This is a genomic window from Desulfovibrio sp. (genome assembly GCF_014803725.1).
Lineage (GTDB): Bacteria > Desulfobacterota > Desulfovibrionia > Desulfovibrionales > Desulfovibrionaceae > Desulfovibrio.
Genome location: NZ_JAAVBE010000021.1, coordinates 67606 through 88433 on the forward strand (window position 1 = coordinate 67606; position 20828 = coordinate 88433).

19 protein-coding genes and 1 pseudogene are annotated in these 20828 nt (G+C 64.9%); 7 read left to right on the forward strand and 13 right to left on the reverse strand.

What is annotated here, in order from left to right; translation table 11 throughout:
- Window positions 1-19 precede the first annotated feature (19 nt).
- From priA to HDR50_RS07820, 3 genes are all read left to right on the forward strand, one after another.
- A complete protein-coding gene (priA, locus tag HDR50_RS07810; RefSeq protein WP_291357529.1) occupies window positions 20-2416 on the forward strand; it encodes a primosomal protein N' in 2397 nt (798 codons plus the stop codon).
- A gap of 62 nt (window positions 2417-2478) precedes the next feature.
- Window positions 2479-3783, forward strand: coding sequence for an outer membrane protein transport protein (locus HDR50_RS07815; protein WP_291357531.1), 1305 nt, complete (start codon window positions 2479-2481; stop codon window positions 3781-3783).
- A gap of 231 nt (window positions 3784-4014) precedes the next feature.
- Window positions 4015-4692: an outer membrane protein gene (locus HDR50_RS07820; RefSeq protein WP_291357533.1), complete on the forward strand. Its 678-nt coding sequence runs from the start codon at window positions 4015-4017 to the stop codon at window positions 4690-4692.
- Here HDR50_RS07820 and HDR50_RS07825 read toward each other — a convergent pair.
- Window positions 4664-4987: a hypothetical protein gene (locus tag HDR50_RS07825; protein WP_291357535.1), complete on the reverse strand. Its 324-nt coding sequence runs from the start codon at window positions 4985-4987 to the stop codon at window positions 4664-4666. The two genes, HDR50_RS07820 and HDR50_RS07825, sit on opposite strands and share 29 nt — an antisense overlap.
- A gap of 146 nt (window positions 4988-5133) precedes the next feature.
- Here HDR50_RS07825 and HDR50_RS07830 point away from each other — a divergent pair, with 146 nt between their 5' ends.
- Window positions 5134-6570, forward strand: a complete 1437-nt coding sequence (locus tag HDR50_RS07830) for a chromosomal replication initiator protein DnaA (RefSeq protein WP_291357537.1) — start codon at window positions 5134-5136, stop codon at window positions 6568-6570.
- Between the two features lie 171 nt (window positions 6571-6741).
- Here HDR50_RS07830 and tnpA read toward each other — a convergent pair.
- The 3 genes and pseudogenes from tnpA to HDR50_RS07845 form a co-directional block, all read right to left on the reverse strand.
- Window positions 6742-7179: pseudogene (gene tnpA, locus HDR50_RS07835) on the reverse strand (IS200/IS605 family transposase); the annotation flags it as partial.
- A gap of 205 nt (window positions 7180-7384) precedes the next feature.
- On the reverse strand, window positions 7385-8062 hold the full coding sequence (locus HDR50_RS07840) for a type 1 glutamine amidotransferase domain-containing protein (RefSeq protein ID WP_291357539.1): 678 nt from the start codon (window positions 8060-8062) through the stop codon (window positions 7385-7387).
- A gap of 104 nt (window positions 8063-8166) precedes the next feature.
- Window positions 8167-8667 carry a hypothetical protein gene (locus tag HDR50_RS07845; protein WP_291357541.1) on the reverse strand — a complete coding sequence of 167 codons (501 nt, stop codon included), beginning with the start codon at window positions 8665-8667 and terminating at the stop codon, window positions 8167-8169.
- Window positions 8668-8902: 235 nt separating this feature from the next.
- Here HDR50_RS07845 and HDR50_RS07850 point away from each other — a divergent pair, with 235 nt between their 5' ends.
- Window positions 8903-9556 carry a TetR/AcrR family transcriptional regulator gene (locus tag HDR50_RS07850; RefSeq protein WP_291357543.1) on the forward strand — a complete coding sequence of 218 codons (654 nt, stop codon included), beginning with the start codon at window positions 8903-8905 and terminating at the stop codon, window positions 9554-9556.
- 199 nt (window positions 9557-9755) lie between these two features.
- Here HDR50_RS07850 and umuD read toward each other — a convergent pair whose 3' ends face one another.
- The 8 genes from umuD to HDR50_RS07890 all read right to left on the reverse strand — a co-directional run bounded on the left by umuD (window position 9756) and on the right by HDR50_RS07890 (window position 16972).
- Window positions 9756-10166 carry a translesion error-prone DNA polymerase V autoproteolytic subunit gene (gene umuD / locus HDR50_RS07855; RefSeq protein ID WP_291357625.1) on the reverse strand — a complete coding sequence of 137 codons (411 nt, stop codon included), beginning with the start codon at window positions 10164-10166 and terminating at the stop codon, window positions 9756-9758.
- 213 nt (window positions 10167-10379) lie between these two features.
- A complete protein-coding gene (locus HDR50_RS07860) occupies window positions 10380-11825 on the reverse strand; it encodes a sodium:solute symporter family protein (protein WP_291357545.1) in 1446 nt (481 codons plus the stop codon).
- Window positions 11825-11959 carry a hypothetical protein gene (locus HDR50_RS07865; RefSeq protein ID WP_291357547.1) on the reverse strand — a complete coding sequence of 45 codons (135 nt, stop codon included), beginning with the start codon at window positions 11957-11959 and terminating at the stop codon, window positions 11825-11827. Before HDR50_RS07865 ends, HDR50_RS07860 begins: the two co-directional genes overlap by 1 nt.
- A gap of 54 nt (window positions 11960-12013) precedes the next feature.
- Window positions 12014-12628 carry a TetR/AcrR family transcriptional regulator gene (locus HDR50_RS07870; protein WP_291357548.1) on the reverse strand — a complete coding sequence of 205 codons (615 nt, stop codon included), beginning with the start codon at window positions 12626-12628 and terminating at the stop codon, window positions 12014-12016.
- Between the two features lie 18 nt (window positions 12629-12646).
- Complete coding sequence (locus HDR50_RS07875) at window positions 12647-15079, reverse strand: ATP-binding protein (RefSeq protein ID WP_291357550.1); 2433 nt, start codon at window positions 15077-15079, stop codon at window positions 12647-12649.
- 9 nt (window positions 15080-15088) lie between these two features.
- Window positions 15089-16021: a hydroxymethylbilane synthase gene (hemC, locus tag HDR50_RS07880; RefSeq protein WP_291357552.1), complete on the reverse strand. Its 933-nt coding sequence runs from the start codon at window positions 16019-16021 to the stop codon at window positions 15089-15091.
- Window positions 16022-16103: 82 nt separating this feature from the next.
- Window positions 16104-16337 carry a zinc ribbon domain-containing protein gene (locus HDR50_RS07885; protein ID WP_291357554.1) on the reverse strand — a complete coding sequence of 78 codons (234 nt, stop codon included), beginning with the start codon at window positions 16335-16337 and terminating at the stop codon, window positions 16104-16106.
- A gap of 2 nt (window positions 16338-16339) precedes the next feature.
- Window positions 16340-16972, reverse strand: coding sequence for a D-sedoheptulose 7-phosphate isomerase (locus tag HDR50_RS07890; RefSeq protein ID WP_291357556.1), 633 nt, complete (start codon window positions 16970-16972; stop codon window positions 16340-16342).
- A 135-nt stretch (window positions 16973-17107) separates the two neighbouring features.
- On the opposite strand from HDR50_RS07890, the gene HDR50_RS07895 reads away from it, so the two are divergent.
- Window positions 17108-17986, forward strand: coding sequence for an NAD(+)/NADH kinase (locus tag HDR50_RS07895; RefSeq protein ID WP_291357558.1), 879 nt, complete (start codon window positions 17108-17110; stop codon window positions 17984-17986).
- Between the two features lie 3 nt (window positions 17987-17989).
- On the forward strand, window positions 17990-19435 hold the full coding sequence (gene gatB / locus HDR50_RS07900; RefSeq protein ID WP_291357560.1) for an Asp-tRNA(Asn)/Glu-tRNA(Gln) amidotransferase subunit GatB: 1446 nt from the start codon (window positions 17990-17992) through the stop codon (window positions 19433-19435).
- Between the two features lie 12 nt (window positions 19436-19447).
- On the opposite strand, the gene HDR50_RS07905 is transcribed toward gatB, so the two are convergent.
- Window positions 19448-20677 carry a hypothetical protein gene (locus HDR50_RS07905; RefSeq protein WP_291357562.1) on the reverse strand — a complete coding sequence of 410 codons (1230 nt, stop codon included), beginning with the start codon at window positions 20675-20677 and terminating at the stop codon, window positions 19448-19450.
- Between the last annotated feature and the right edge of the window lie 151 nt (window positions 20678-20828).

Below are 20828 nucleotides of genomic sequence, written 5' to 3' on the forward strand. Positions count from 1 at the left end.
TTGTCTGCTTTTTCCTTGCATGCCCTACGCCCGCGTCGCCCTGCTGAGCCCCCCTTACGCCACGCTGACCTATAGCCTGCCATCCTTTTTCGCCCCGGATCTCTGGCGTCCGGGGCTGCGTGTGGCCGTGCCCCTCGGCCGGGGGGAGCGCGGCGCCCTGCGCGCCGGCATCGTGCTCGAAGTGACGGCAAGCGCCGACGTGCCGGAGGGCGTGATCTGCAAGGAGGTCTTCTGGCCGCTGGAAACAGAGCCGTTGCTCGCGCCCGGCCTCTTTGACCTCCTGCGTGATCTCGCGTTGCGGCAGGGAGTGGAGCCGGGCCATGTGGCCGGCCATGTGCTTCCGCAGGGGCTACGCAGTACCGGAGTGCGGCTGCGCCGCCTCGGTGCCCGCGCGGAAACACTGACCCTGCGTGAGCTCAGGCAGGCGGACGCCGTCACGCGTGCCACGCTTGCGCAGGAACTGTGTTCGGGCGCCGCCCGTCTCTTGCCCCGAAGCGCGGATGCCGCCAGCGAGGAATTTTGCCACCTGCGTGTGGAACCTCCCTGGCCCGTGCGTCCCGCAGCCACCCGGCAGGTCGCGGTGCTGGAATTTCTGCATGCGCAGGGGCCGGTGAGCCGGCGACGGCTGCTGCGCGAAGTGAAGGACGCCGCTCCGGCGCTGGCCGCACTGGTACGGGCCGGCCATGTGGCGCTCGTCCATGATGGCGCGGAAGAGGAGGAACCGGGCGCGGCCCTCCTTGCGCCTGCGCCCGAGCGCGTCACCCTCAATGCGGACCAGGCCGCCGCGCTTGCGTGCCTCACCGTCGCGCTGGAGGCGGAAAGCCCGCAAAACCGCCTGCTCTACGGCGTCACCGGCAGCGGCAAGACGGCCGTATATCTGGAACTCGCCGAACGCGCCCTCGCCCGGGGGCGCAGCGTCCTTTTGCTCGCGCCCGAAGTGGCCCTGGCGCTCAAGCTGCGGCGGGATGCGGCCCGCGCCCTGCCGGACGCGCCGCTTATTCTCTACCACGGCTACCAGTCGCCGGGGCGGCGCGAAGCCACGTTTCGGGCGCTGGCGGAAAGCCGGGGCCCCTGCCTCGTGGTGGGCACGCGCTCGGCCCTCTTTTTGCCCATTCCGTCGCTTGGCTGCATCATCCTCGACGAGGAACATGACGCCTCCTTCAAGCAGGAGGACGGCCTGGCCTACCAGGCGCGGGAGGTGGCGTGGGCGCGCATGCGGCGCGAGCGCGGCCTGCTAGTCCTCGGCTCGGCCACGCCCGACCTCAAGACATTTCACGCAGCCAGCGAGGGGCGCCTGCCGATCCTGCGGTTGCCCAGGCGCGTGGGGGGGCGGCCGCTCCCACCTGTGGAGCTCGTGGACATCAGCGCGAACCCCCGCCTCTTCCCCGCGGCCCGGGACGGCGCGAACGCTGAGGGGGAGGCGGCAGCCGCCGGCATCCTCGCGCCCCAGTGCGAGGACGCCCTGCGCGAGACGCTGGCCCGGGGTGAACAGGCCGTCGTCCTGCTCAACCGGCGCGGCTATGCGCCGCTCATGTATTGCCTCTCCTGCGGGCGGACGCAACGCTGCCCGCACTGCGACATCGGCCTCACCTACCACAAGGGGCTGGAGCGCCTCGTCTGTCATTATTGCGGCTATTCCCGGCCCTTCCCCTCGCCCTGCGACCATTGCGGGGGCATGGAGTTCCTGCCGCTGGGGGAGGGCACCGAGCGCCTTGCGGAGCGGCTTTCCCTCCTTGCGGGGCAGCCCGTCCTCCGGCTCGACCGCGACAGCACCCGGCGCCCCGGCCGCATGGAAGAGATACTGGAGGCCTTCGCCCGGCGTGAGTCGCCCATCCTCGTGGGCACACAAATGCTCTCCAAGGGGCACCATTTCCCGCGGGTGACGCTCGCCATCGTGGCCGACGGCGACCTCGGCCTCAACCTGCCCGATTATCGCGCGGCAGAGCGTACCTTCCAGCTGCTCGTCCAGTCCGCCGGGCGCGCCGGCCGCGGCGAGCGCCCGGGCCGCGTGCTCATCCAGACGCGCGCCACGGAGCATTATTGCTGGCAGTTTGTACGCAGCGCTGATTATGAGGGGTTTTACGAGACTGAGCTCGCCCTGCGCAAGAAGCGCGGCTACCCGCCCTTTGTCCGGCTCGGGCTGCTCAGGATCTCCTACGCAGCCGACGAGGCAGGCGGGGCCCCGGCCCTCTCGGAGCTGGCCACCGCCCTGCGCGGCGAGGCGGCGCGACTCGGCGTCACCATGCTCGGGCCCGCGCCGGCCCCCCTGGGCCTCTTGCGCGGGCGGCGCCGCTTCCAGTGCCTGCTCAAGGCCCCGGCGTGGCCGCCCTTGCGCGAACTCTATTTTTTTGCCCGCAGCCGCATGCCCGCCATTTTGCGCCTTGGTCTTGACCTCGATCCCGTTAATATGCTGTGATGCCGAGTTCTCGCTCATCTGTGGCGCGGGCCTTCCCCGCGGCATCTTTTTTAGGAGGGATCATGAGATTCGTTCGCGGCCTGTGCTGTACGTGCGCGCTCTTGCTGGCTCTTAGCGGTGTGGCGCGGGCCGAGGGCTTTGCTCTCAATGAGTGGAGCGCCAGGGGCGTTTCCCTGGCGGGCGGCCTCGTGGGGCGGGCGGATGACGTTTCGGCCCTGGCCTACAATGCCGCAGGCATCACCCAGCTCCCGGGCACGCAGCTCATGGCCGGCCTCGCCTTCATCGCGCCCATGGGCACCATCGACGCCGACCTTCTCGGCGGCCGCAAGCACGATACCACCACCAAGCCCGCCACCTTCCTGGCCCCGCACGGCTTCGTGAGCCACCAGCTCAACGACGACTTCTGGCTCGGGCTCGGGATCTTCTCGCGTTTCGGCGTGGGCAACAGCTACGCGCAGGACTGGGTGGGCCGCTACAATGTCTATGACGTGGGGCTTCAGACCATCTCCTTCGTGCCCACCGTGGCCTGGAAGATCAACGACATCTTTTCCGTTTCCGCCGGGGTGGAAGTTCTCTATGCCGGTTTTTACATGGGCAACAAGATCCCGACTATGCAGCTCACGGCCGCCGGCCCGAGCCAGGGCTCGGACAATGACCTCCAGTTGCAGGGCGACGGCTGGGGCGTTGGCGCCCAGTTCGGGCTCCACATGCGTTTCAATGAGCAATGGTCCGTGGGCCTCGCCTACAAAAGCCAAGTGACCCTGAACATCGACGGCGAGGTGGAGTTCGGGCGCCAGGGCGAGCCCAATCTCCTCGCCACCATGGGGCGCGTGCCCGAGGCGCGCAACTGCGGCGCCAACGCCACCGTTCAGCTCCCCGATTCCCTGGCCCTGGGCGTGGCTTACAGGCCCCTCGACGAACTGAGCTTCGAGGTGGGCGCCGTCTGGACGCGCTGGTCCACCTACAATGCGCTCAACATCTATATGGACAGCGGTTACGCCTCACTCAACGACAAGGCGGCACGCGACGGCCTGAACCTGAACGCGAGCGTGGAATACTGGCCCCTCGACTGGTGGGCGCTCCGGGCCGGCGTGTCCTATGAGACGCCGGTGCTCAACGAAAAGCACGCCGACTTCCTCATGCCCACCTATGGCCGCACTACCCTCGGCCTCGGCACGGGCGTGAAATGGAATGAGCTGACCCTTGATTTCGCCTACGCCCACCTGTGGATCCATTCCATGGATTACGGGCAGACCGACGCCTCGGGCCTGCTCGCCGGGCCCGGCTCCCCCTCCCGCATCACCGATGCACACTCGAAGAACGTGGTCGCCAACATCTACATGTTCTCCGTGGGCTATTCCTTCTGAATATCCCTCCTCAGCCTGTCCCCGGGTGCCCCGCGCTTTCCTGCGGGGTGCCGGGGGCATAAAGTATTTCCCCAAAACTGCCGAAACAGCGGGCAGAATATGTGAACGCCCCGGAAGGGGAGGGCCGTTCCCGTGGCTGGTGGGGACAGTTTTTTAGAAACTCTGTTGACAATTTCCAGAAATTGTCCAACATTCCGCTTCCCGGACAAGGAAGTTTGCGAGGAGGATGTCATGAAACGGATTCTCGTCATTGCGGCGCTGGTTCTCTCCCTGGCCCTGCCCGGACTTGCTGCCGCCGAAGGCACGGGGATGTACATTGCGCCGAAATTCCTCATGTCCATCCAGGACACCGGGACTGTTTCGCGCTCCAGTGCCCTTGCCGGGTCGGGCATTGACGATTACAGCCAGTTCACCCTCGGCGGCGCGCTCGCCGTGGGCTACGATTTCTGGACACAGCAGATGATCCCGCTGCGCTTCGAGGTCGAGTTCGCTATGCGCGGCAACAGCGAAAAAAGCTGGAGCGACAACGGGGTGAACGTGGACAAGATCAAGGGCACCTGGAACAACTCCACCCTGTTCGCCAACCTTTTCTGGGACTTCCACAACGACACCGCCTTCACGCCCTATATCGGCGCCGGTCTTGGCCTCGCCTTCAACTACACGGGTTTTGACATCACCGCCAACAATGGCGACAAATTCTCGGTGGATGACCGCTTCACCAACTTCGCCTGGAACGCGGGCGCCGGTGTTTCCTACAACTTCAACGACAACTTCGCCGTGGACGCCTCCTATCGTTTCGTGGGCCTTGGCTACAACGAAGTGAGCACCACCTATAACGGCCAGAAGTACGAGATCGGCAGCGACCCGTACAACAACGAGTTCATGCTCGGCCTGCGTTTCGCCTTCTAGGCGCGTAGAGACCGATAGGCGCGGCCATGGGCCGGGCCGTCAGCAGGGGGCGATGCCAGGGAAGGCGCGCCCCCTGCTGCGTATGGGCCTTTTGCAGCGCGCCCGCCGGGGAGAGGAACGGCGGGCAGCGCAACATGGGCATGAATGCCGTTTCGCGATTTTGAGAAAGAATCAAAGGAATATTGCGATATGTCGAGATAACAAAAAAGAGGATTGTGGAAAACTTTTTTTTAAATATGTGCATATCCCGCTTGCCAATGGGGAAACCGTTGCCCAGCAAGCGTTTTTCCGGCACCTTCCAGAGCCTTGGCTTAAAAAAAGAATATTTTATTTCAAAGAGTTATTTGTTCAATTCTTTGGGGATAGCAAAAGGCCGCCGCCCCGGGCACAGGGGGTGGCGCCCCTTTGCCTGACGGTGCGGCGCGGGCTATATGCTTGTCCATGCAAGGCACATGGGCGGATATTTCTGCAAATCTCAAGAAAATGCTGGATTCCGGCATTTTCAGGGTCTGGATAGCTCCGTTGCGCGCCGTCGTTGACGGCACGGAACTGCGCCTGACCGTGCCCAGTGCCTTCATGGCCGAATGGCTTGAGCGCCATCTTTTGAAGACACTCCGCGAGGCGGCGGCGCCCGTGCTCGGCGTTGCCGCGGATGCCGTGCGCGTGCGCCTGCTGACAGCGCAGGACGGAGGGGAGGCCCCCAAGGCCGCGGCATCGGCCAGCTCCGCCGAGCTCGTTGCCGGCGTTTTGCCGCGGTTCGGGCGATGCGCCAGGGCAGAAGCGGCCGCGCAGATGCCCCTGCCTGAAGCCCTGCCCCGGCTCGTTGACCCGGCGCAACGCCCCCTTGCCCGCTGGCGGCACAGTTTCGAGGATTTCATCATCGGCCCGAGCAACAGCATGGCTGTCGCCGCCGCGCGGGATATTTGCCAAAGGGGCGGCCAGGTGCGCACGCTCTTCGTCACCGGGGCTTCCGGGCTGGGCAAGACGCATCTCACCCAGTCCGCGGGCCACGCCATCAGTGGTGACGGCGCAAGCCCACGCATCGCCTATCTCACGGCCGAGGAATTCGCCTCGCGTTTTGTGCAGGCCCTCAAGTGCAAGGATGTGGAGGGCTTCAAGAGCCGTCTGCGCGAGCTCGATGTGCTGCTTCTTGAGGATGTGCATTTTCTCCAGCGCAAGAAGGCCATGCAGGAGCTGGCGCTCGCCGTCATCAAGGGCCTGCAGGACCGCGGCGGCCGCGTCATCCTGACCTCCTCCTTTGCGCCGCGCGAACTTCGGGACATGGACCCGCAGCTCGTCTCGCATTTCTGTTCCGGCATCCTCACGAGCATCGGCCGCCCGGACAGGGAAATGCGCAGCCGCATCCTCACGCACAAGGCCAGGACCTTCCAGGTGCTCCTGCCTGACGAGGTGCGCGACCTTCTGGCCTCGCGGCTGCACGGCGATGTGCGCCAGCTGGAATCCTGCCTCAACAGCCTCATCTTCAAGGCGCGCCTGCTCAATTGCGGCCTCAATGTGGACCTCGCCATGGAAGTGGTGGGCCAATATGCGGGCGAGGCACAGGGCCTTGACATGGAGGCCATCATCCGCCTTGTCTGCGAAAGCTATGGCCTGAGCGAGGCGCAGTTGCGCTCGCGCTCGCGCCGGCAGGAGTGCGTGCAGGGGCGCAACACCGTGTTCTATCTCGCGCGCAAACATACCGAGCTCTCGCTGGAAGACATCGGCAGCGCCTTCAACCGCCGCCATTCCACGGTGCTTCGCAGCATCACCGCCGTTGAGCGCGAGCTCGCCAAGGAGTCCCGCCTCGGGCGCCAGATCGCCCGCGCCGTGAGCCTCATCGAGCGCAGCGCCGGCTGCGGCGTGCCCGACGGGATGTAGGCTCCGGGCTTTTTTGTTCCCCCGCCTCTCCGCAAAACGCACAGAAAAAAGGACGCACCCCGACAGAGCCGGGCGGTCTCCATATGCGCCTGTAAGGTTCCCCTGCCAGCTGCGCCCTAGCAGACGCAGATGCGATCTGACATCTGCATTTTTGTTACTTGCCGCCCGTAACGGGCTTCCATGGTCCGGGATACTTAACTGGTCTCCGAGCTTATCCTGAGCTACTTGACCCTTAATGTACTCCTGAATTTTTTTGTATTTTTTCCTACCCTATCCACATAGTAGCCGCTGCACCAAAATTCCAGATTGCGGTATTTGGATTTCAGGTCGCAAATTATTCGACAATCATCAGGCTGCTCTTGTCCTTGAGATACACAATAAAAACTGGAAACACTTATCTTCTGTGGTATCTCCAGCAACATGTGGATATGGTCAGGGCAACACTCGGCTTCGAGAAGATTTACCGCCTTCCATTCACAGAGTTTTCGTAAAATCTCTCCTATTGCCCGTTTTTTTCCCATAGAATACCTATCGGCGATATTTAGGGGCGAATACGATGTGATATTTACACTTCCATTTCGAGTGCGCTAAACTCTTTGTGTCGCCCATTGTGGCCTCCTTTTAATTTGTTTGCAGAGTGCAGTTGCCAGACCGCATCTCCATTGTGACAAATCAGAAGGAGTTTTCATAACATACTTATAGCTATAAACTTTTTTGAATCTCGCGCCTGACGGGAGGTTTTCTTCATACAAAAAGGAAGGGGCCGCGCGGCCCCCTCCGTATTGTGGACTCTCTCGGTGCCGCACTTCCGCGCCTAGCCTTTCTGGAGCAGTTCCACCAGCTTCTTGCCGAGGCTCAGGGCCGACATGGGGTTCTGCCCCGTGACGAGGCGGCCGTCCACCACCACCGTGTCGGACCAGGGCTTGCCGCCCTTAAAGATGCCGCCGTGTCCTTCCAGCGCGGTCTGGAGCAGGAAGGGCACGATATGCTGGGTGCCGTTCAGTGCCTCTTCCTCGTTGGTGAAGCAGGTGAAGTTCTTGCCGTCGATCAGGTAGTTTCCATCTTCGCGCTTAAGGTTCACGAGGCCGGCCGGCCCGTGGCATACAGCGGCCACGATGCCGCCATTGCGGTAGATGGTCTCGGCGATGGTCGCGAGCCCCTTGTTGTCCGGGAAGTCCCACATGGCACCGTGGCCGCCAGCATAGAAGATGGCCGCATACGCGGACGCGTCCACCTCTGCCGGGGTGAGCGTGTGGTCCATCTTCTGCTGCCAGGCCGGGTCGTCCCAGTATTTCTTGTTGATGGGGTCCTTGAGGTCAAAGCCGTCCACCGGCGGCTTGCCGCCCTTGGGGCTCACCACGTCGATCTCAAAGAATTTCGAGACCACGCTCCACGGGTGCGTCACCTCTGAAAGATAATAGCCAGTGGGCTTGCCGGTATCACCGAGCTCGCCATGACTCGTCACCGTAAACAGCACTTTTTTGGACATCATGGGCCTCCTGTCCAGTTTTCCCGCAGGAACAGCAACAAGATTTGTGATGGAGAACAAAAAACGGTGTCGCGCAGGCACTGGCCTGCGCCGTCAGGCCTGTTTTCTCACAAACTGCACGATGCCGTCCAGCCACGCCTGTGCCCGTTGATCATGGGGTTGGGGAGCTGCTTCGCCAGTTCCCGGGCCGGTTTGCCGATTTGGGATTCCTGCGTGAGGATGCGCGTACGGTTTTCGGGCAGGGATTCGATGAGCCACGCATGCACGACATCGAGGCGGTGATCCTTGTCGCCTTCGGCCCAGCCATGCCAGGCGAGGCGCCCCACGCGGCCGTCGCCCGGCTCCTCGAACTGGATGACTTCGGCATCGATGGGGAAGCCAAAGGTCTTGAAGCGGAAGACACAACCCATATGGAGCATGTTGCCCGTTTCACCGGCCGGAAGCTCGATGTCGGACGAATTGGCGTAATAGTCGGGCCAGAGCAGGGGATGGATCAGCGCGTCCCACACGGCCCTGACGGGCAGATCCTGCACGATGACCTCATTGGAACAAAAATTGTCAGTAGTGCCGGGAAGATACTCGTGGGGCCAGTCAATGCTTGCAAGCATTTCGGTCTCCTTGCCCAGGGCGCTTCAGGCGCGATGAGGGGGGATACAAAGATTGCGGCAAACCGCACGGCAACGGCCGGCGCGGCTGGTTCATGGCGAACCCGCGACAAGGCTTAGCTTTTGCAGCCTTTTTTATCAAACATAAAAAAAGTATCTCCCTTGCATCCTCGGCCCCCGGTGCATAGAATAGCCAAGCTTCAACCCGTGACGGCCAGGGGAGCGCAGGAAAAGCGGAATGAAGATGACGAAAGAGGAATCAAAAAACATCGCGCACGGGCGCCCGCGTACCTTTGACCGCGACGCCGCGTTGCGCACCGCCCTCAATGTCTTCTGGCGGCACGGCTATGAGCAGACGACCATGGCGCAACTGAGCGCCGCCATGGGCATCGCCTCCCCAAGCATTTATTGCGCCTATGGCAACAAGTCTGCCCTGTTTCTTGAGGCCCTGACCTATTACCAGCAGACCTATTGGGACCCGCTTTACGCGAAGTACCGTGCGGCCCCGGATATTTACGCGGCAACGGAGGCTTTTTTCACGGAGGCGGCGCACATCCTCCTCGCGCCGAATGCCCCGTGCGGCTGCCTTATCGTCATGGGCTTCCTCAATCTGCCGGAAGACGAACCCCAACTCCTGCGCGCGGTGAGCGAAAGGCGCGAACTGACGCGCGCCATGTTCCGCACCAAGCTGAAAGACGCCGTGAATACCGGGCAGATCCCGGCAGACAGCGACATCCCGGCCATTTCCGGCGCGTTGCATAATTTTTTTGAAGGGCTGTCGATCCAGGCAAGGGGCGACATCTGCCTGTCAGAACTCCTCGCCATCGCGCAGAGGGGTACGCAACTCCTGCCGCCGCGCGGTTCGGGCGTTTGCCACCGGCGAGAGGCCTGAAATATCACTCGCGTCTTGTATTTTCTTCTCTTCACTCCGCCTGCATCATCAAAACGAGCGCCTTGGCAGCAGAAACCATGAAATCGCCTCGCGGCGTCCCATGTGACGAGGAGAATTTTCAGCGCCGCTCCATGATGAACTTGTTTATCAGATAAAACAAAATATCCGGTAAATTCCCCCCACGCATCGGCTGGCCCAATCAGAGCCGGTGGATCACATGACTCACCACGCCCCAGATGTGGGCGTATTCCCTTTCGGTGATGTCAAATTCGGGATAGTCCGGGTTCGCCGGCTGCAGGAGCACGCGGCCGTCCCTGCGGCAGAGCTTCTTGACCAGCAGCTCGCCGTCCAAGGCCGCGATGACGACCCGGTTGTGCGAAGCCTCGAGCGAGCGGTCCACCACGAGCAGGTCGCCGTCGTGGATGCCCACGCCGAGCATGGAATCCCCGGCGGCCCGGAGAAAGAATGTCGCCGAGGGATGACGGACGATGAGCTCGTGCAGGTTGAGCTGCCCGTCGATATAGTCCTCGGCGGCGGAGGGCCAGCCGGCATTGACGGGCGCGAGGAAGAGCGGGCAGGTGGCGGCCGTGTCCGCGCTGGCGTCGGCCATGCCGACCACGGTCAGGGGCGCCGGAGGAAGTGGAGTGGAGGATTTTTTCATGCCGTGCCGCTCATGGAGCCTCGGGAAAGAGCAGGGCGCGCTTGCGCGTGTATCCAGTCCGATTCCTGGCGTAGGCCCCGTGGGGAAAAGCGCTGAGGCACCGGGCCCGGGTTCGGAGCCGATTCTATCGGGGGCGCCGCTTCGGGAGCGGGCGCCCCTTTATCAATTATACATCTCCTTGCGGAAGGGATGCTCGGAGTGGCGATTGCGTGCCAGGTACCAGCCCACCGCCCAGCCGAGCAGCGAAAAGGCGAAGCCCGCGAAGAAGGGCGGGATGATGGCCGCTTTTTCCCAGAAGAGCGGCAGGATGCTGAAGCTCTTGTTGGCCGTGAGATACCAGAACATGCACACCGTGAAGCCCGCCGTGCAGCTCAGCCACGCCGCCACCGGGCAGCGCTTGCCGAAGCGCACGAGCGCCACATAGGGCACGAGCACGGTGGCGCCCACGATGCTCCAGCTCGTGGTGCAGAGCAGCGCGATGAGCTGGCCCTTGATCTGCGCGCAGCCCCCGGAAAGCAGGACGCAAAAGACGATACCGGCCAGCCACGCTCCGCGCGAGGCCTTGCGGCCGGGCAGATCTTCTGCGAGCGCCGACACGGCGATATGGAAGATGGCCGTGGCCGTGGAGAGCGACGCAGACACGATGGCGAGCACAAAGAGCTGGAGCCCGGCATTGGGCAGCAGCATGCGCACGAGCATGGGCATCACTTCGTCCGGCGAGCTCACTTCGGGCAAAATGAGCCGGGAGAGCGAGGCGGCGAAATAGGCGCCCCCCACGAGCAGGGTGAGCACCAGCATGGCGAGCGGGGTGATGCGGTCCACCTGCCGCGGGGAGGCGAGCGCGAAGTGCCTCTGGATCATCTGGGGCTGCGCCCACACCGCCACGGAAGTCACGATGACGAGCGAAATGATGAACCAGCCCTGCTCGCCGCCGGAAAGGCCCGTAAAACCGTTGTTGACTGCGGGCGTGGGCGGGAGCGCGGCCAGCTTTTCGATGCCCGCGGCGGGGCCGCCCACATTCACGAACACGGCGCCCACCAGCATGCAGATGCCTACCAGCATCACAAAGCCCTGCATGGCCTCGGTATAGAGCACGCCGCGCAGGCCGCCCACAAAAACGGCGAAGCCCACCAGCATGGCCACCGCCCAGATGAGTATCCACACGGGCACGGGCACGATCTGCGCGAGCAACAGCGCCGCGCCCTTGATGACGGCCGAGGCGTACACACCGAGAAAGACGGCGAACAGCACGGCCAGCGCCTTGCCGAGCGCCCGGCTCTCATGGCCCTTGGCGATCAGCTGGGTGGGCGTGCGCGCGCCGAGGGCCCGCTGGCAGACACGGGTGGGCCACGCCATGAAGCGGTAAACCATCCAGGTGCCCAGCCACACGTTGCCGGCGGCCACGAGGAGCATTTGCAGGCCATAGGCATAGGCGAGGCCACCGAAGCCCACGAGGGCCACAGCGGAAATATAGGTTGCCACATAGGCGAAGGCCTGGATGCCGAAGCCCACGCGGCCGGCGGTGAGCGCGTCATGGCCGCGCCCCTTGCGCGCGAGCCACACAAAGACCGCGATATAGCCGGCCCAGATGCAGATATTGAACAGCATCAGTTGCGCCCGGCCCGGTGTTTGCGGGCGACCGTCGCGAGATTGTACACCGCCAGCACCAGCGCGCCCGCAAGGGAGAGCACGGCGATCCTGACCGCCATGTCGGTGAGCATGAGCGCCTTGAAGAATTCCATGCGTTCTCCTGAAGCCGTTTTTTCCGGGACGGCCACGAGGGGCCGGCAATCAGTTCACGGGTTCGCCCCCGCCGTCTCTCCGCAGGCGCGGCTCTTGATGGAGCGGGAAACAAAGGCCAGCGTTTCTTCATACAGGCCCTGCGGGGCGTAGGGCGTGAGCACCCGCGTTCTGTTGGCGCCCACGAGGAGCGAAATGACCACCTGCGCCGTGCCGTCCGCGTCCAGCTGCACGAGGCTCCCGTCCTCCACGCCGCGCACGAGCAGCCCGGCGAGCAGTTCATGGATGCGGGCGAAGCGCGAATCCATGAGGTCGCGGTCGGTCTTGGTCTTCATGTCGCTGTAAGGGGAGCAGCGCACGAGCACGAGCCAGTTGGAGTGCGGGTCGATGGAAAAATCAAGATAGGCGCGGCAAAAGCGCATCACCGCGTCATAGCCCGTGGGCGCGCCGGCTACCGCCGCCTTGAGGTGCGCGAGGAACTGCTCGAGCACGTCCAGCCCCGAGGCGAGGAAGAGCTTTTCCTTGTTGCCGTAGTGGTGCGTCAAAAGGCCCAGGGCCACGCCGGCGCGGTCGGAGATCTTCTTGAAGGTGGTCTCCGCGTAGCCGTATTCGCCGAAAAGCTCCTTGGCGGCCTGGAGCAGGGCGGCTTTCTTGCTCGGGTTCCTGTTCATGCGGGGCCTCGCGCGGGCTCAGTTGCCGCGGCTGCGCCGAAAGGCGGTCTGGGCGTAGCAGCCAAGGCGCTCGAGGCGCCGGTCCACAAGGTCATAGAGGCTCCCGGGGGTGAAGCGGCCATTGGCGCGGCGCCTGCCCGCAGGAAGGCCGCTCAGGAGCATCAGGGCCTCTTCCATGCGGCGCACGGGGTAGATGGCGAAGCGGCCGGCCTCCACGGCTTCGAGCACTTCGGGCGAGAGCATGAGGTGGTCCACATTGTCGTGGGGGATGATGACCCCCTGCGAGCCCGTGAGCCCGTGCCGCCCGCAGACCTTGAAAAAGCCCTCCACCTTGCGCGTGGCGCCGCCCACGGCCATGATCTGCCCTGAATGGCTCACCGCGCCGGTAAAGGCGAGGTCGAGGCGCATGGGCACCTCTGCCAGCGCAGAGAGCAGGGCGGCGAGCTCCGCGCCGGAGGCCGAGTCGCCCTCGATGCCGGCATAGCTCTGTTCGAAGTAGAGCGAGGCCGAGAGCATGAGGGGCTTGGTGCGAGCGAAGAGGTCGGTGAGGTAGCTCTTGAGGATCATCATGGCCTTGGTGTGGATGGGGCCGCCGAGGTCGGCCTCGCGCTCCAGGTCGATGATGCCGTCCTGCCCCACTCCCACGGTGCAGGAGATGCGGTGCGGCAGCCCGAACTCGTAATTGCCGTGCCAGGTGACGGAAAGGCCGTTCACCTGGCCCACGGCCGAGCCCGAGGTCTGCACCTTGATGATCTCGCGGTCATATTCCTCCATGAAGGCTTCTTCATCGAGGTTGGCGCGGTAGGTGCGGGCGGCGTAGGCGTCCTCGAGAGTGGCGGCGTTGACGCTGTCAAGCCCGCGCAATTGCGCGAGCGCGGCGGCCTCGATCATGAGCTCGCGCAGGAGCGGGAAGCGCAGCGAGAGCCGGCGCTGGTCCTCGCAAAGATGCGAGCCCAGATCCACGAGCCACGCCAGCGCGTCGCGCCCGAAGGGCGGCAGCTCAGCCTCGGCGGCGATGCGCGCGATATGCCCGAGATAGGCGCGCACATTGGGCGCCGTGCGCTCGGCCACGTCGGTCATGTGGGCCTTGATGCGGAAGAGCTTGGGAAAGCGCTCGTCGGCCATGAGCAGGCTTTCGTACAGGTCCTCGTCGCCGATGAGCACCACCTTGAGGTCAAGGGGGAGCGCTTCCGGCAGGATGCCCTTGGTGCGCATGGCCGTCTCGGGCACCTCGCCGCCGTCCTCGATGCGGGCCTGGTTGGCACGCAAGGCGCGGAGCAGCCCCTCCCAGGCGCCGGGATGCTGGAGGATGTCCTCCATGTGCAGCACGAGGAAGCCGCCGTTGGCCTTGTGCAGGCTGCCCGCGCGGATGAGGGTGAAATCGGTGACGAGGGCGCCCATTTCCGATTCGCGCTCCACGCAGCCGAGCAGGTTCACGGTCGTGGGATTGTCTTCCACCACGATGGGCGCGCCGGCGAGCTCGCCGTTGTCCACAAACAGGTTGACTTCATAGCGGTAAAAGCAGTCGTCCGCAGGGGGCTGGCCGTGGTCTCCCTGGCCTGCGCCCGCGTCGCGCGGCAAAAAGGCCTCGGTGCTGCGCAGGATGTCCTCGCGCAGGCCGTCAAAATAGGCCCGCATGGCCGGCGTGGGCGAGATCTTGAGCATGCGGTCGCGCACCGGCGTGAGCTCGGCGTCGAGCACCTGCTGCATGGCCTGAAGCTCCAGCTCGCGCTCGTCGTCACGGAAGGATTCTTCCGCCTTGTTCATCTGGCGCAAAAAGCCGGCCATCTTGCCGGCGAGGCTGTCACCACGCCGCTTGAGGTCAAGGCGCATGGCATTGTCGAGGCGGCCGAATTCCTCCTCGGAGAGGCGCTTGCCCTTGACGAGCGGCGAGAGGGTGAGGCCGCCGTTTTCGTCCACATCCAGGTTGAAGCCGCGGTGGGAGGCCACGTCGTTCATCTTGTGGATGAGCCCGGTGCGCACTTTCTGGAAGCGCTCCATGAGCCGGTCCCGCTGGCGCGCATAGGCCGGCGTTTCAAAGCGGCGCGCCAGCTCGCGGCCGATGGTGTCTATGACATCCTTCAAGGAGTCCTTGAACTTTTTGCCCTGCCCGGCAGGCAGGGAAAGCAGCACCGGCCGGTCCGGATCCGCAAAATTCTGCACATAGACGAGATCCGGCGGCGTGGGCTTGTGCCGGGCGCGTGGCCTCAGGTAGTTGAGCAGCATGTAGCTGCGGCCGAGGTCAGCCTCGCCGGAAAGGTAGACATTGTAGCCCGTGGCCCGGATCTGGAGGGCGAGGTCAAGGGCCTGCATGGCCCTCGGCTGGAAAGGATCAGAGCGCGAGGCGCCCTTGCGCGGCGCAGGAACGGCCGAGCTGTTCGCCCAGGGGATGCGGGCCGGGTCATAGGTGGCGTGCAGGCGCGAGGCCGGGAGGGGAGCGATGCGTGCCATGCTGTAAACTTAATGTTCTGGATAAAGTTTTTGCAGGATGTTCCTGGCGCCGCCGTCCAGCAGTTCCTGCGCCAGCGCCTCGCCTATCTGGCGGGAATCAACGGCGTCGCCGCGCCTTTCGCCGCGCAGGATGAGGCTGCCATCCACTTCGGCGACGAGGCCCTCGAGGACGAGGTTCTCCTCATCCACAAAACGCGCGTGGCCGGCGATGGGCACCTGGCAGCCGCCGTCCAGCCCGGCGAGGAAGGCGCGCTCCGCGTCCACGCAGACGCGGGTATCCCTGTCCTCCAGGCTGGCGAGCAGGACGAGCAGGTCATAATCGTCTTCGCGGCACTCGATGCCGAGCGCCCCCTGGCCCACGGCGGGGAGCAGGCGCTCAGGGTCCAGCGGGAACATGTAGGGCGCGCGCAGGCCGAGACGCTGGAGGCCCGCGGTGGCGAGCACGATGGCGTCAAAAGCGCCTTCCTCCAGCTTGCGCAGGCGCGTATCCACATTGCCGCGCAGGCTCGTGATGCGAAGGTCGGGCCGGATGGCGAGCAACTGGGCCTGGCGGCGCAGGCTGCTCGTGCCCACATGGGCGCCCCTGGGCAGCGCCTCGAGATTGGGGTACTTGCAGGAGAGCAGGCAATCCGTGGCGGTTTCGCGCGGCGGCACGCAGCCGAGGAGCAGCCCTTCCGGGAGCTCCATGGGCACGTCCTTGATACTGTGCACGGCGAGGTCGGCCCGGCCCTCGAGCAGGGCCTCCTCTATCTCCTTGACGAACAGGCCCTTGCCGCCAACCTTCGCCAGCGGCACGTCAAGGATAACGTCGCCGCGCGTCTTGATGACGTTGAGCGAGATGGAAAGGGCCGGGTCGAGCTCTTCGAGAAGGTGCTTGACGTGGGCCGCCTGCCAGAGTGCCAGCCTGCTGCCGCGCGTGGCGATGACAAGGTGCTTGCGCATGCGTACCGCCCTGGCGGCTTTGCCGCCGCCGCCGGGACCGGCGGGGATGGTTGCGGAAAGATGGGCCGATATGCGGGGCCGGCTAGCGGCCGCAGCTCGCGCAGTTGCCGCCGGAACAGCCGGCGCAGCCGCCCCCGGAGGAGGGGGGCGCCATGTCAAAGGACATGCCGCCGTCGCTCCTGCATCGTGCGCAGCGCGACATGAGCTTGTGTGTTTCCGTGGAGCCGCAATAGGGGCATGCGGGCATCTCGTCGCCGAACACCAGGTCCTCAAAGTCGCGGCCGCATTTTTCGCAGCCGTATTCATAGATGGGCATGGTCAGTCCTTCAGCTTACGGCGCGCTTCCAGCAGGGGGGCGAGCGCAGCCGCGTTCTCGAAAAGATAGTGGTCCGCCAGCTGGCAGAAAAGATGGCCAGCGGCGATGTGCAGCTCCTGCACGAGGGGCGTGCAGGCGGCCGGCGTTTCCAGCAGGAGGCGGCAGAGCCCGCGCATCCTGCCGCCGCCAGCGCCCGAAAGGCCCACGGTGAAGAGCCCGCCCCGGCCCGCGGCCTCCAGCGCCCGCAGCACATTGGGGCTGTTGCCGGAGGTGGAGATGGCCACCAGCATGTCGCCCGGGCGCCCCAGGGCCTCCACCTGCCGCGCGAACACTTCGTCATAGCCCATGTCGTTGCCGATGGCCGTGAGCGCCGAGGTGTCCGTGGTCAGGGCGATGGCGGGGAGCGCGGGCCGGTCCATGAGGAAGCGGTTGACGAACTCGGCCGCGAGGTGCTGCGCGTCCGCGGCGCTGCCGCCATTGCCGCAGAAAAGGAGCTTGCCCCCGCCGGCTATGGCCGCCGCGGCCTCCAGTGCCGCCTCGCGCAGGGCCTCCCCGCGCAGGCGGAAAAATTCTTCGCGCAGGCGCGCGCCCTCGGCCGCGTGCCGGGCAATGATCTCCAGAGCGGCGTCGCTCATCGCGTGGACCTCATTAAAAGGAGCACCTGCCATTTCCTGACGGAACGCCATTTGTATGCCAAAGCGCCGGCGCTGACAAGAGCGGGAGCCCGCGCCGGGCTTGCGGTCGGGCTCCTGATGACGTAATCAAGCCGCATGTGTGTTGGGGAACAGCCCGATGTGCTCGTGGTCTTCAAGGCGCGCCATGCTAAGGCGCGCGCCCTTGGCCGCGAGGTGGTCGCCTGGCTCGAGGCCAGGGGCCTCGTCGCGCGCCTGTGTGAGTCCGGCGGCGCCCGGTGCGAGGCCGGAGCGGATCTCGCGGATGATAGGCTGCCGCGCCCGGGCCGCTGCGTCATCGTGCTCGGCGGCGACGGCACCATCCTTGGTGTGGCGCGCCATTTCGCCTTCAGCGGTATCCCGCTTTTCGGCATCAATTTCGGGCGCGTGGGTTTTCTCACCACTGCCGACCCGGCCAACTGGCAGGAACGCCTCGAAATGGCGCTGGCGCCCGGGACGCCCGCGCACAGTTGCCTTGCCCTGCGCTGGGAAGTAATGCGCGATGGCAGGCAGTTCAGCACTGGGGTCGCCGTCAACGATGTGGTCGTGGGCCGTGGCGCGCTCGCCAGGCTCATGGGCCTTGGCGTGACGGTCGATGGCCGCCCCATGGGCGTGCTCCGCTGCGACGGCCTTGTATGCTCCAGCCCGGTGGGGAGCTCCGGCTACAGCGCTTCCGCGGGGGGCCCCATCATCTTCCCCGGTATGGACGCCATAGGGCTGACGCCCATCTGCCCCTGCGCGGGAGGGGTGGCGCCCCTGATGCTCCCGGGGGCCACCGTGTGCCGGGTGTCCGTCGGCGCAGCCACCGAGGCGTGGCTCACGGTGGACGGGCAGGAGGGGCTGCTGCTTCAGGGCGGTGACGAGGTGCTCGTTTCGGGGGCGCCTGACGGAGTGCGCTTTCTGGGCGGCGTGCGCTTTTTTGAAAAATTACGCGTCCGGGGTTTCGCCCTTGACGCTGATGTATGCCAAGGGGAATGACGCATGGGTGCGTACGAGGCGGTCATCGGGCTGGAGGTGCATGTCCAGCTCGCCACGGATTCCAAGCTCTTCTGCTCCTGCCCGAACAAGTTCGGCGAAGCGCCCAATACCAATGTCTGCGAGGTCTGCGCGGGCATGCCCGGGGCGCTGCCCTCGCCCAACCGGCGCGCCATCGAATATGCCGCCACCGTGGGCCTTGCCGTCAACTGCACCATCAACCGCAGTTCGCGCTTTGCCCGCAAGAACTATTTTTATCCCGACCTCCCGGCCGGCTACCAAATCTCGCAGTTCGAGCTGCCCATCTGCGAGCACGGCTGGCTCGAGGTGGAGGCCGGCGACGGCCCGAAGCGCATCGGCATCACGCGCATCCACATGGAGAACGACGCCGGCAAGAACATCCACGCCCCGACCGAGAACGTGAGCTATGTGGACCTGAACCGAGCCGGCACGCCCCTTGTGGAGATCGTCTCCGAGCCGGACATGCGGTCGGCGGCCGAGGCCGTGGCCTATCTCAAGGCCCTGCACGGCATCGTCACCTATCTCGGCGTGAGCGACGGCAACATGGAGGAGGGGAGCTTCCGCTGCGACGCCAATGTGTCCATCAGGCCCGTGGGCGAGGCGCGGCTCGGCACGCGCACCGAGCTCAAGAACCTCAATTCCTTCCGCAACGTGCAGCGGGCCATCGAGTTCGAGATCGCTCGGCAGGAGGACATCCTTGAGGACGGGGGCACGGTGGTGCAGGAGACGCGGCTCTATGACGCGGTGAAAAACGTCACCCTCGCCATGCGCGGCAAGGAGGAGGCCCAGGATTACCGCTACTTCCCCGACCCGGACCTTTTACCCGTGGTCATTGCCGAAGAGGAGCTTTCGGCCTGGAAGGCAGCGCTCCCCGAGCTCCCGCGGGAGCGGGCGCGCCGCTTCGTGGAGCTGACGGGCCTGCCCGGCGCGGAAGTGGAGGTGCTTGTCCAGAGCAAGGGGCTCGCCGACTTTTTTGAGGCGGCCTGCGGCGGCGCCGAACCGCGCAAGGTGGCCGGCCTCATCCTCGGGCCGCTGTTGCGCGAATGCAATGCCCGCGGCCTTGAGCCGTCGCCCGAAAAATGCCCGGATGTGTGGAAGATGACGCCGGAAGGGCTCGCGGCCCTCGCGCGCGTCATCGACGAGGGGCTCATCAGCGCCAAGATCGGCGCGGACATCTTTGGCGAGCTCTTTACGAGCGGCGTCATGGCGGACGCCTATGTGAAGGAAAAGGGGCTCGCGCAGATCTCGGACACGGGCGAGCTCGAGGCGGCGGTGGATGGCGTCATCGCTGCCAACCCGGCCGAGGTTGAGGCCTACCGCGGCGGCAAGACCAAGCTCATGAGCTTCTTTGTGGGGCAGGTGATGCGCGCGACGAAAGGCAAGGCCAACCCGGCGCTCGTCAACCAGCTGCTCGCCAAGAAGCTCTCCTGAGCCGGGGCGCCCCTAGACGCTGAGGTTGAGCCCGGAGAGCACGGAGAGATTGCCCCCCGAATAGGCGCCGAAATAGGAGCTCGCGCTGCCGGAATCCGCCCACCAGGAGGCCATGGACTCGATCTGGATGCGCTTGCGCATGTCGGAGGGCGCGAGCTGCATGGCCTTGCGGGCGTCGTCGATGCCGGAAAGCGTCTCGATCTGGCGGTATTTTTTGACGAGCTCCGGGTTTTCGTCAAAAAAGCGCTGCACCTTGTCGCGGTCCGGGTGGTCGCTGACCACGGTGAGGCTGCCGTCGTCGCCGATCTGGATGGAAAAATTGATATTGGGGTCGATGCCCAGGCTGTCGAGGCCGGTGGCGAGCTTCTTGCCGGCGGCGCTGTTCTGGTCGAGCACGGCCTGGATATCGTTGACGGCCGCATTGCTCACGCTGACCTGAAGGCTGCCTTCCGCGCCCAGGCGCAGACTCACGGCAGAGGTGTCCACATTCCGCTTTTCCAGCTCGGCCTTCAGAGCGTCGGCCAGCTCGGGATTGTCCTCCAGCCACTGATTGATGGAGGCGCCGGCATCCGGGCTGCCCTTCACCGCGAGCTTGCCCTCCTCGTCAAAGCCGAATTCAAGCGGCGTATCGAGCGACACGCCGAGCTTGGAAAGCCCCGCGCGCAGGTCTTTCGTCAGGTCCGCCTTGCCGTCCAGCGCGGACTGGATGCTCGCGGCCGTGGTGTTGATGGCGGTCATGCGGCCTGTGGAGCTCAGGCGGAATTGCACGGGTGTTTCCGCGTCCACGCCGGCCTCCCCAAGTGCGGCGCGCAGGTCCTTGCCAAGGCCCGGGTTGGCGTCGAGCCACGCCTGCGCGGCCTTGCGGTCCTGGGCGTTGGCGCCCACGGCCGAGAGATTGCCGTCCTTGTCGAGCTCAAAGCTGAGGCCCGAGAGGTCGCTGATGCCCGACTGGGCGAGGCCGTCCTTGACAGCCTGGCTGAACTCGCTCTGGAGCTGCTCCCGGTAGCGCGTGATCTGGCTGAAGGTCACGCGGCTGTTGGAGCTGACGCCCATGGCATCCATGGCATACTTGGTGAGTTCCACCATGCTCGAGATCTGGCTCGTCATGGACGAGCCGCTGAACAGGGAGCTCAGGCTGTTGGCCGCGGAGCTCTTGGCCGTTTCAGAGCCCGTGCTTTTCAATTGCTGGCCCTGCCATTGGAACAGAACGTCGCGGTAATTGCTGATGCCGGAAATGCTCATGGGGACTCCAGGAAATATTTGCCGCCGCAGGGCCGGACGGAGGCGAAAAACCCGTTCCGGCGGCGCGTGCGGGGATTCGCCTGGATTTATGCACATTTCATGCCATGGCCTCACATCGGCGTCGCGCCCATGCCGCGTGAGGCCAATGATG

Excerpts from the sequence above, each read along its gene's own strand:
- HDR50_RS07850 (WP_291357543.1), top strand. The coding sequence starts at position 8,903 with ATGAAGATGACGAAAGAGGAATCAAAAAACATCGCGCACGGGCGCCCG.
- HDR50_RS07840 (WP_291357539.1), bottom strand. The coding sequence starts at position 8,062 with ATGATGTCCAAAAAAGTGCTGTTTACGGTGACGAGTCATGGCGAGCTC.
- HDR50_RS07815 (WP_291357531.1), top strand. The coding sequence starts at position 2,479 with ATGAGATTCGTTCGCGGCCTGTGCTGTACGTGCGCGCTCTTGCTGGCT.
- umuD (WP_291357625.1), bottom strand. The coding sequence starts at position 10,166 with ATGGCCGACGCCAGCGCGGACACGGCCGCCACCTGCCCGCTCTTCCTC.
- HDR50_RS07890 (WP_291357556.1), bottom strand. The coding sequence starts at position 16,972 with ATGAGCGACGCCGCTCTGGAGATCATTGCCCGGCACGCGGCCGAGGGC.
- HDR50_RS07865 (WP_291357547.1), bottom strand. The coding sequence starts at position 11,959 with ATGGAATTCTTCAAGGCGCTCATGCTCACCGACATGGCGGTCAGGATC.
- HDR50_RS07895 (WP_291357558.1), top strand. The coding sequence starts at position 17,108 with ATGTGTGTTGGGGAACAGCCCGATGTGCTCGTGGTCTTCAAGGCGCGC.
- HDR50_RS07860 (WP_291357545.1), bottom strand. The coding sequence starts at position 11,825 with ATGCTGTTCAATATCTGCATCTGGGCCGGCTATATCGCGGTCTTTGTG.
- HDR50_RS07905 (WP_291357562.1), bottom strand. The coding sequence starts at position 20,677 with ATGAGCATTTCCGGCATCAGCAATTACCGCGACGTTCTGTTCCAATGG.
- HDR50_RS07885 (WP_291357554.1), bottom strand. The coding sequence starts at position 16,337 with ATGCCCATCTATGAATACGGCTGCGAAAAATGCGGCCGCGACTTTGAG.
- HDR50_RS07845 (WP_291357541.1), bottom strand. The coding sequence starts at position 8,667 with ATGCTTGCAAGCATTGACTGGCCCCACGAGTATCTTCCCGGCACTACT.
- HDR50_RS07830 (WP_291357537.1), top strand. The coding sequence starts at position 5,134 with ATGCAAGGCACATGGGCGGATATTTCTGCAAATCTCAAGAAAATGCTG.
- HDR50_RS07820 (WP_291357533.1), top strand. The coding sequence starts at position 4,015 with ATGAAACGGATTCTCGTCATTGCGGCGCTGGTTCTCTCCCTGGCCCTG.
- gatB (WP_291357560.1), top strand. The coding sequence starts at position 17,990 with ATGGGTGCGTACGAGGCGGTCATCGGGCTGGAGGTGCATGTCCAGCTC.
- HDR50_RS07875 (WP_291357550.1), bottom strand. The coding sequence starts at position 15,079 with ATGGCACGCATCGCTCCCCTCCCGGCCTCGCGCCTGCACGCCACCTAT.
- HDR50_RS07870 (WP_291357548.1), bottom strand. The coding sequence starts at position 12,628 with ATGAACAGGAACCCGAGCAAGAAAGCCGCCCTGCTCCAGGCCGCCAAG.
- hemC (WP_291357552.1), bottom strand. The coding sequence starts at position 16,021 with ATGCGCAAGCACCTTGTCATCGCCACGCGCGGCAGCAGGCTGGCACTC.
- priA (WP_291357529.1), top strand. The coding sequence starts at position 20 with ATGCCCTACGCCCGCGTCGCCCTGCTGAGCCCCCCTTACGCCACGCTG.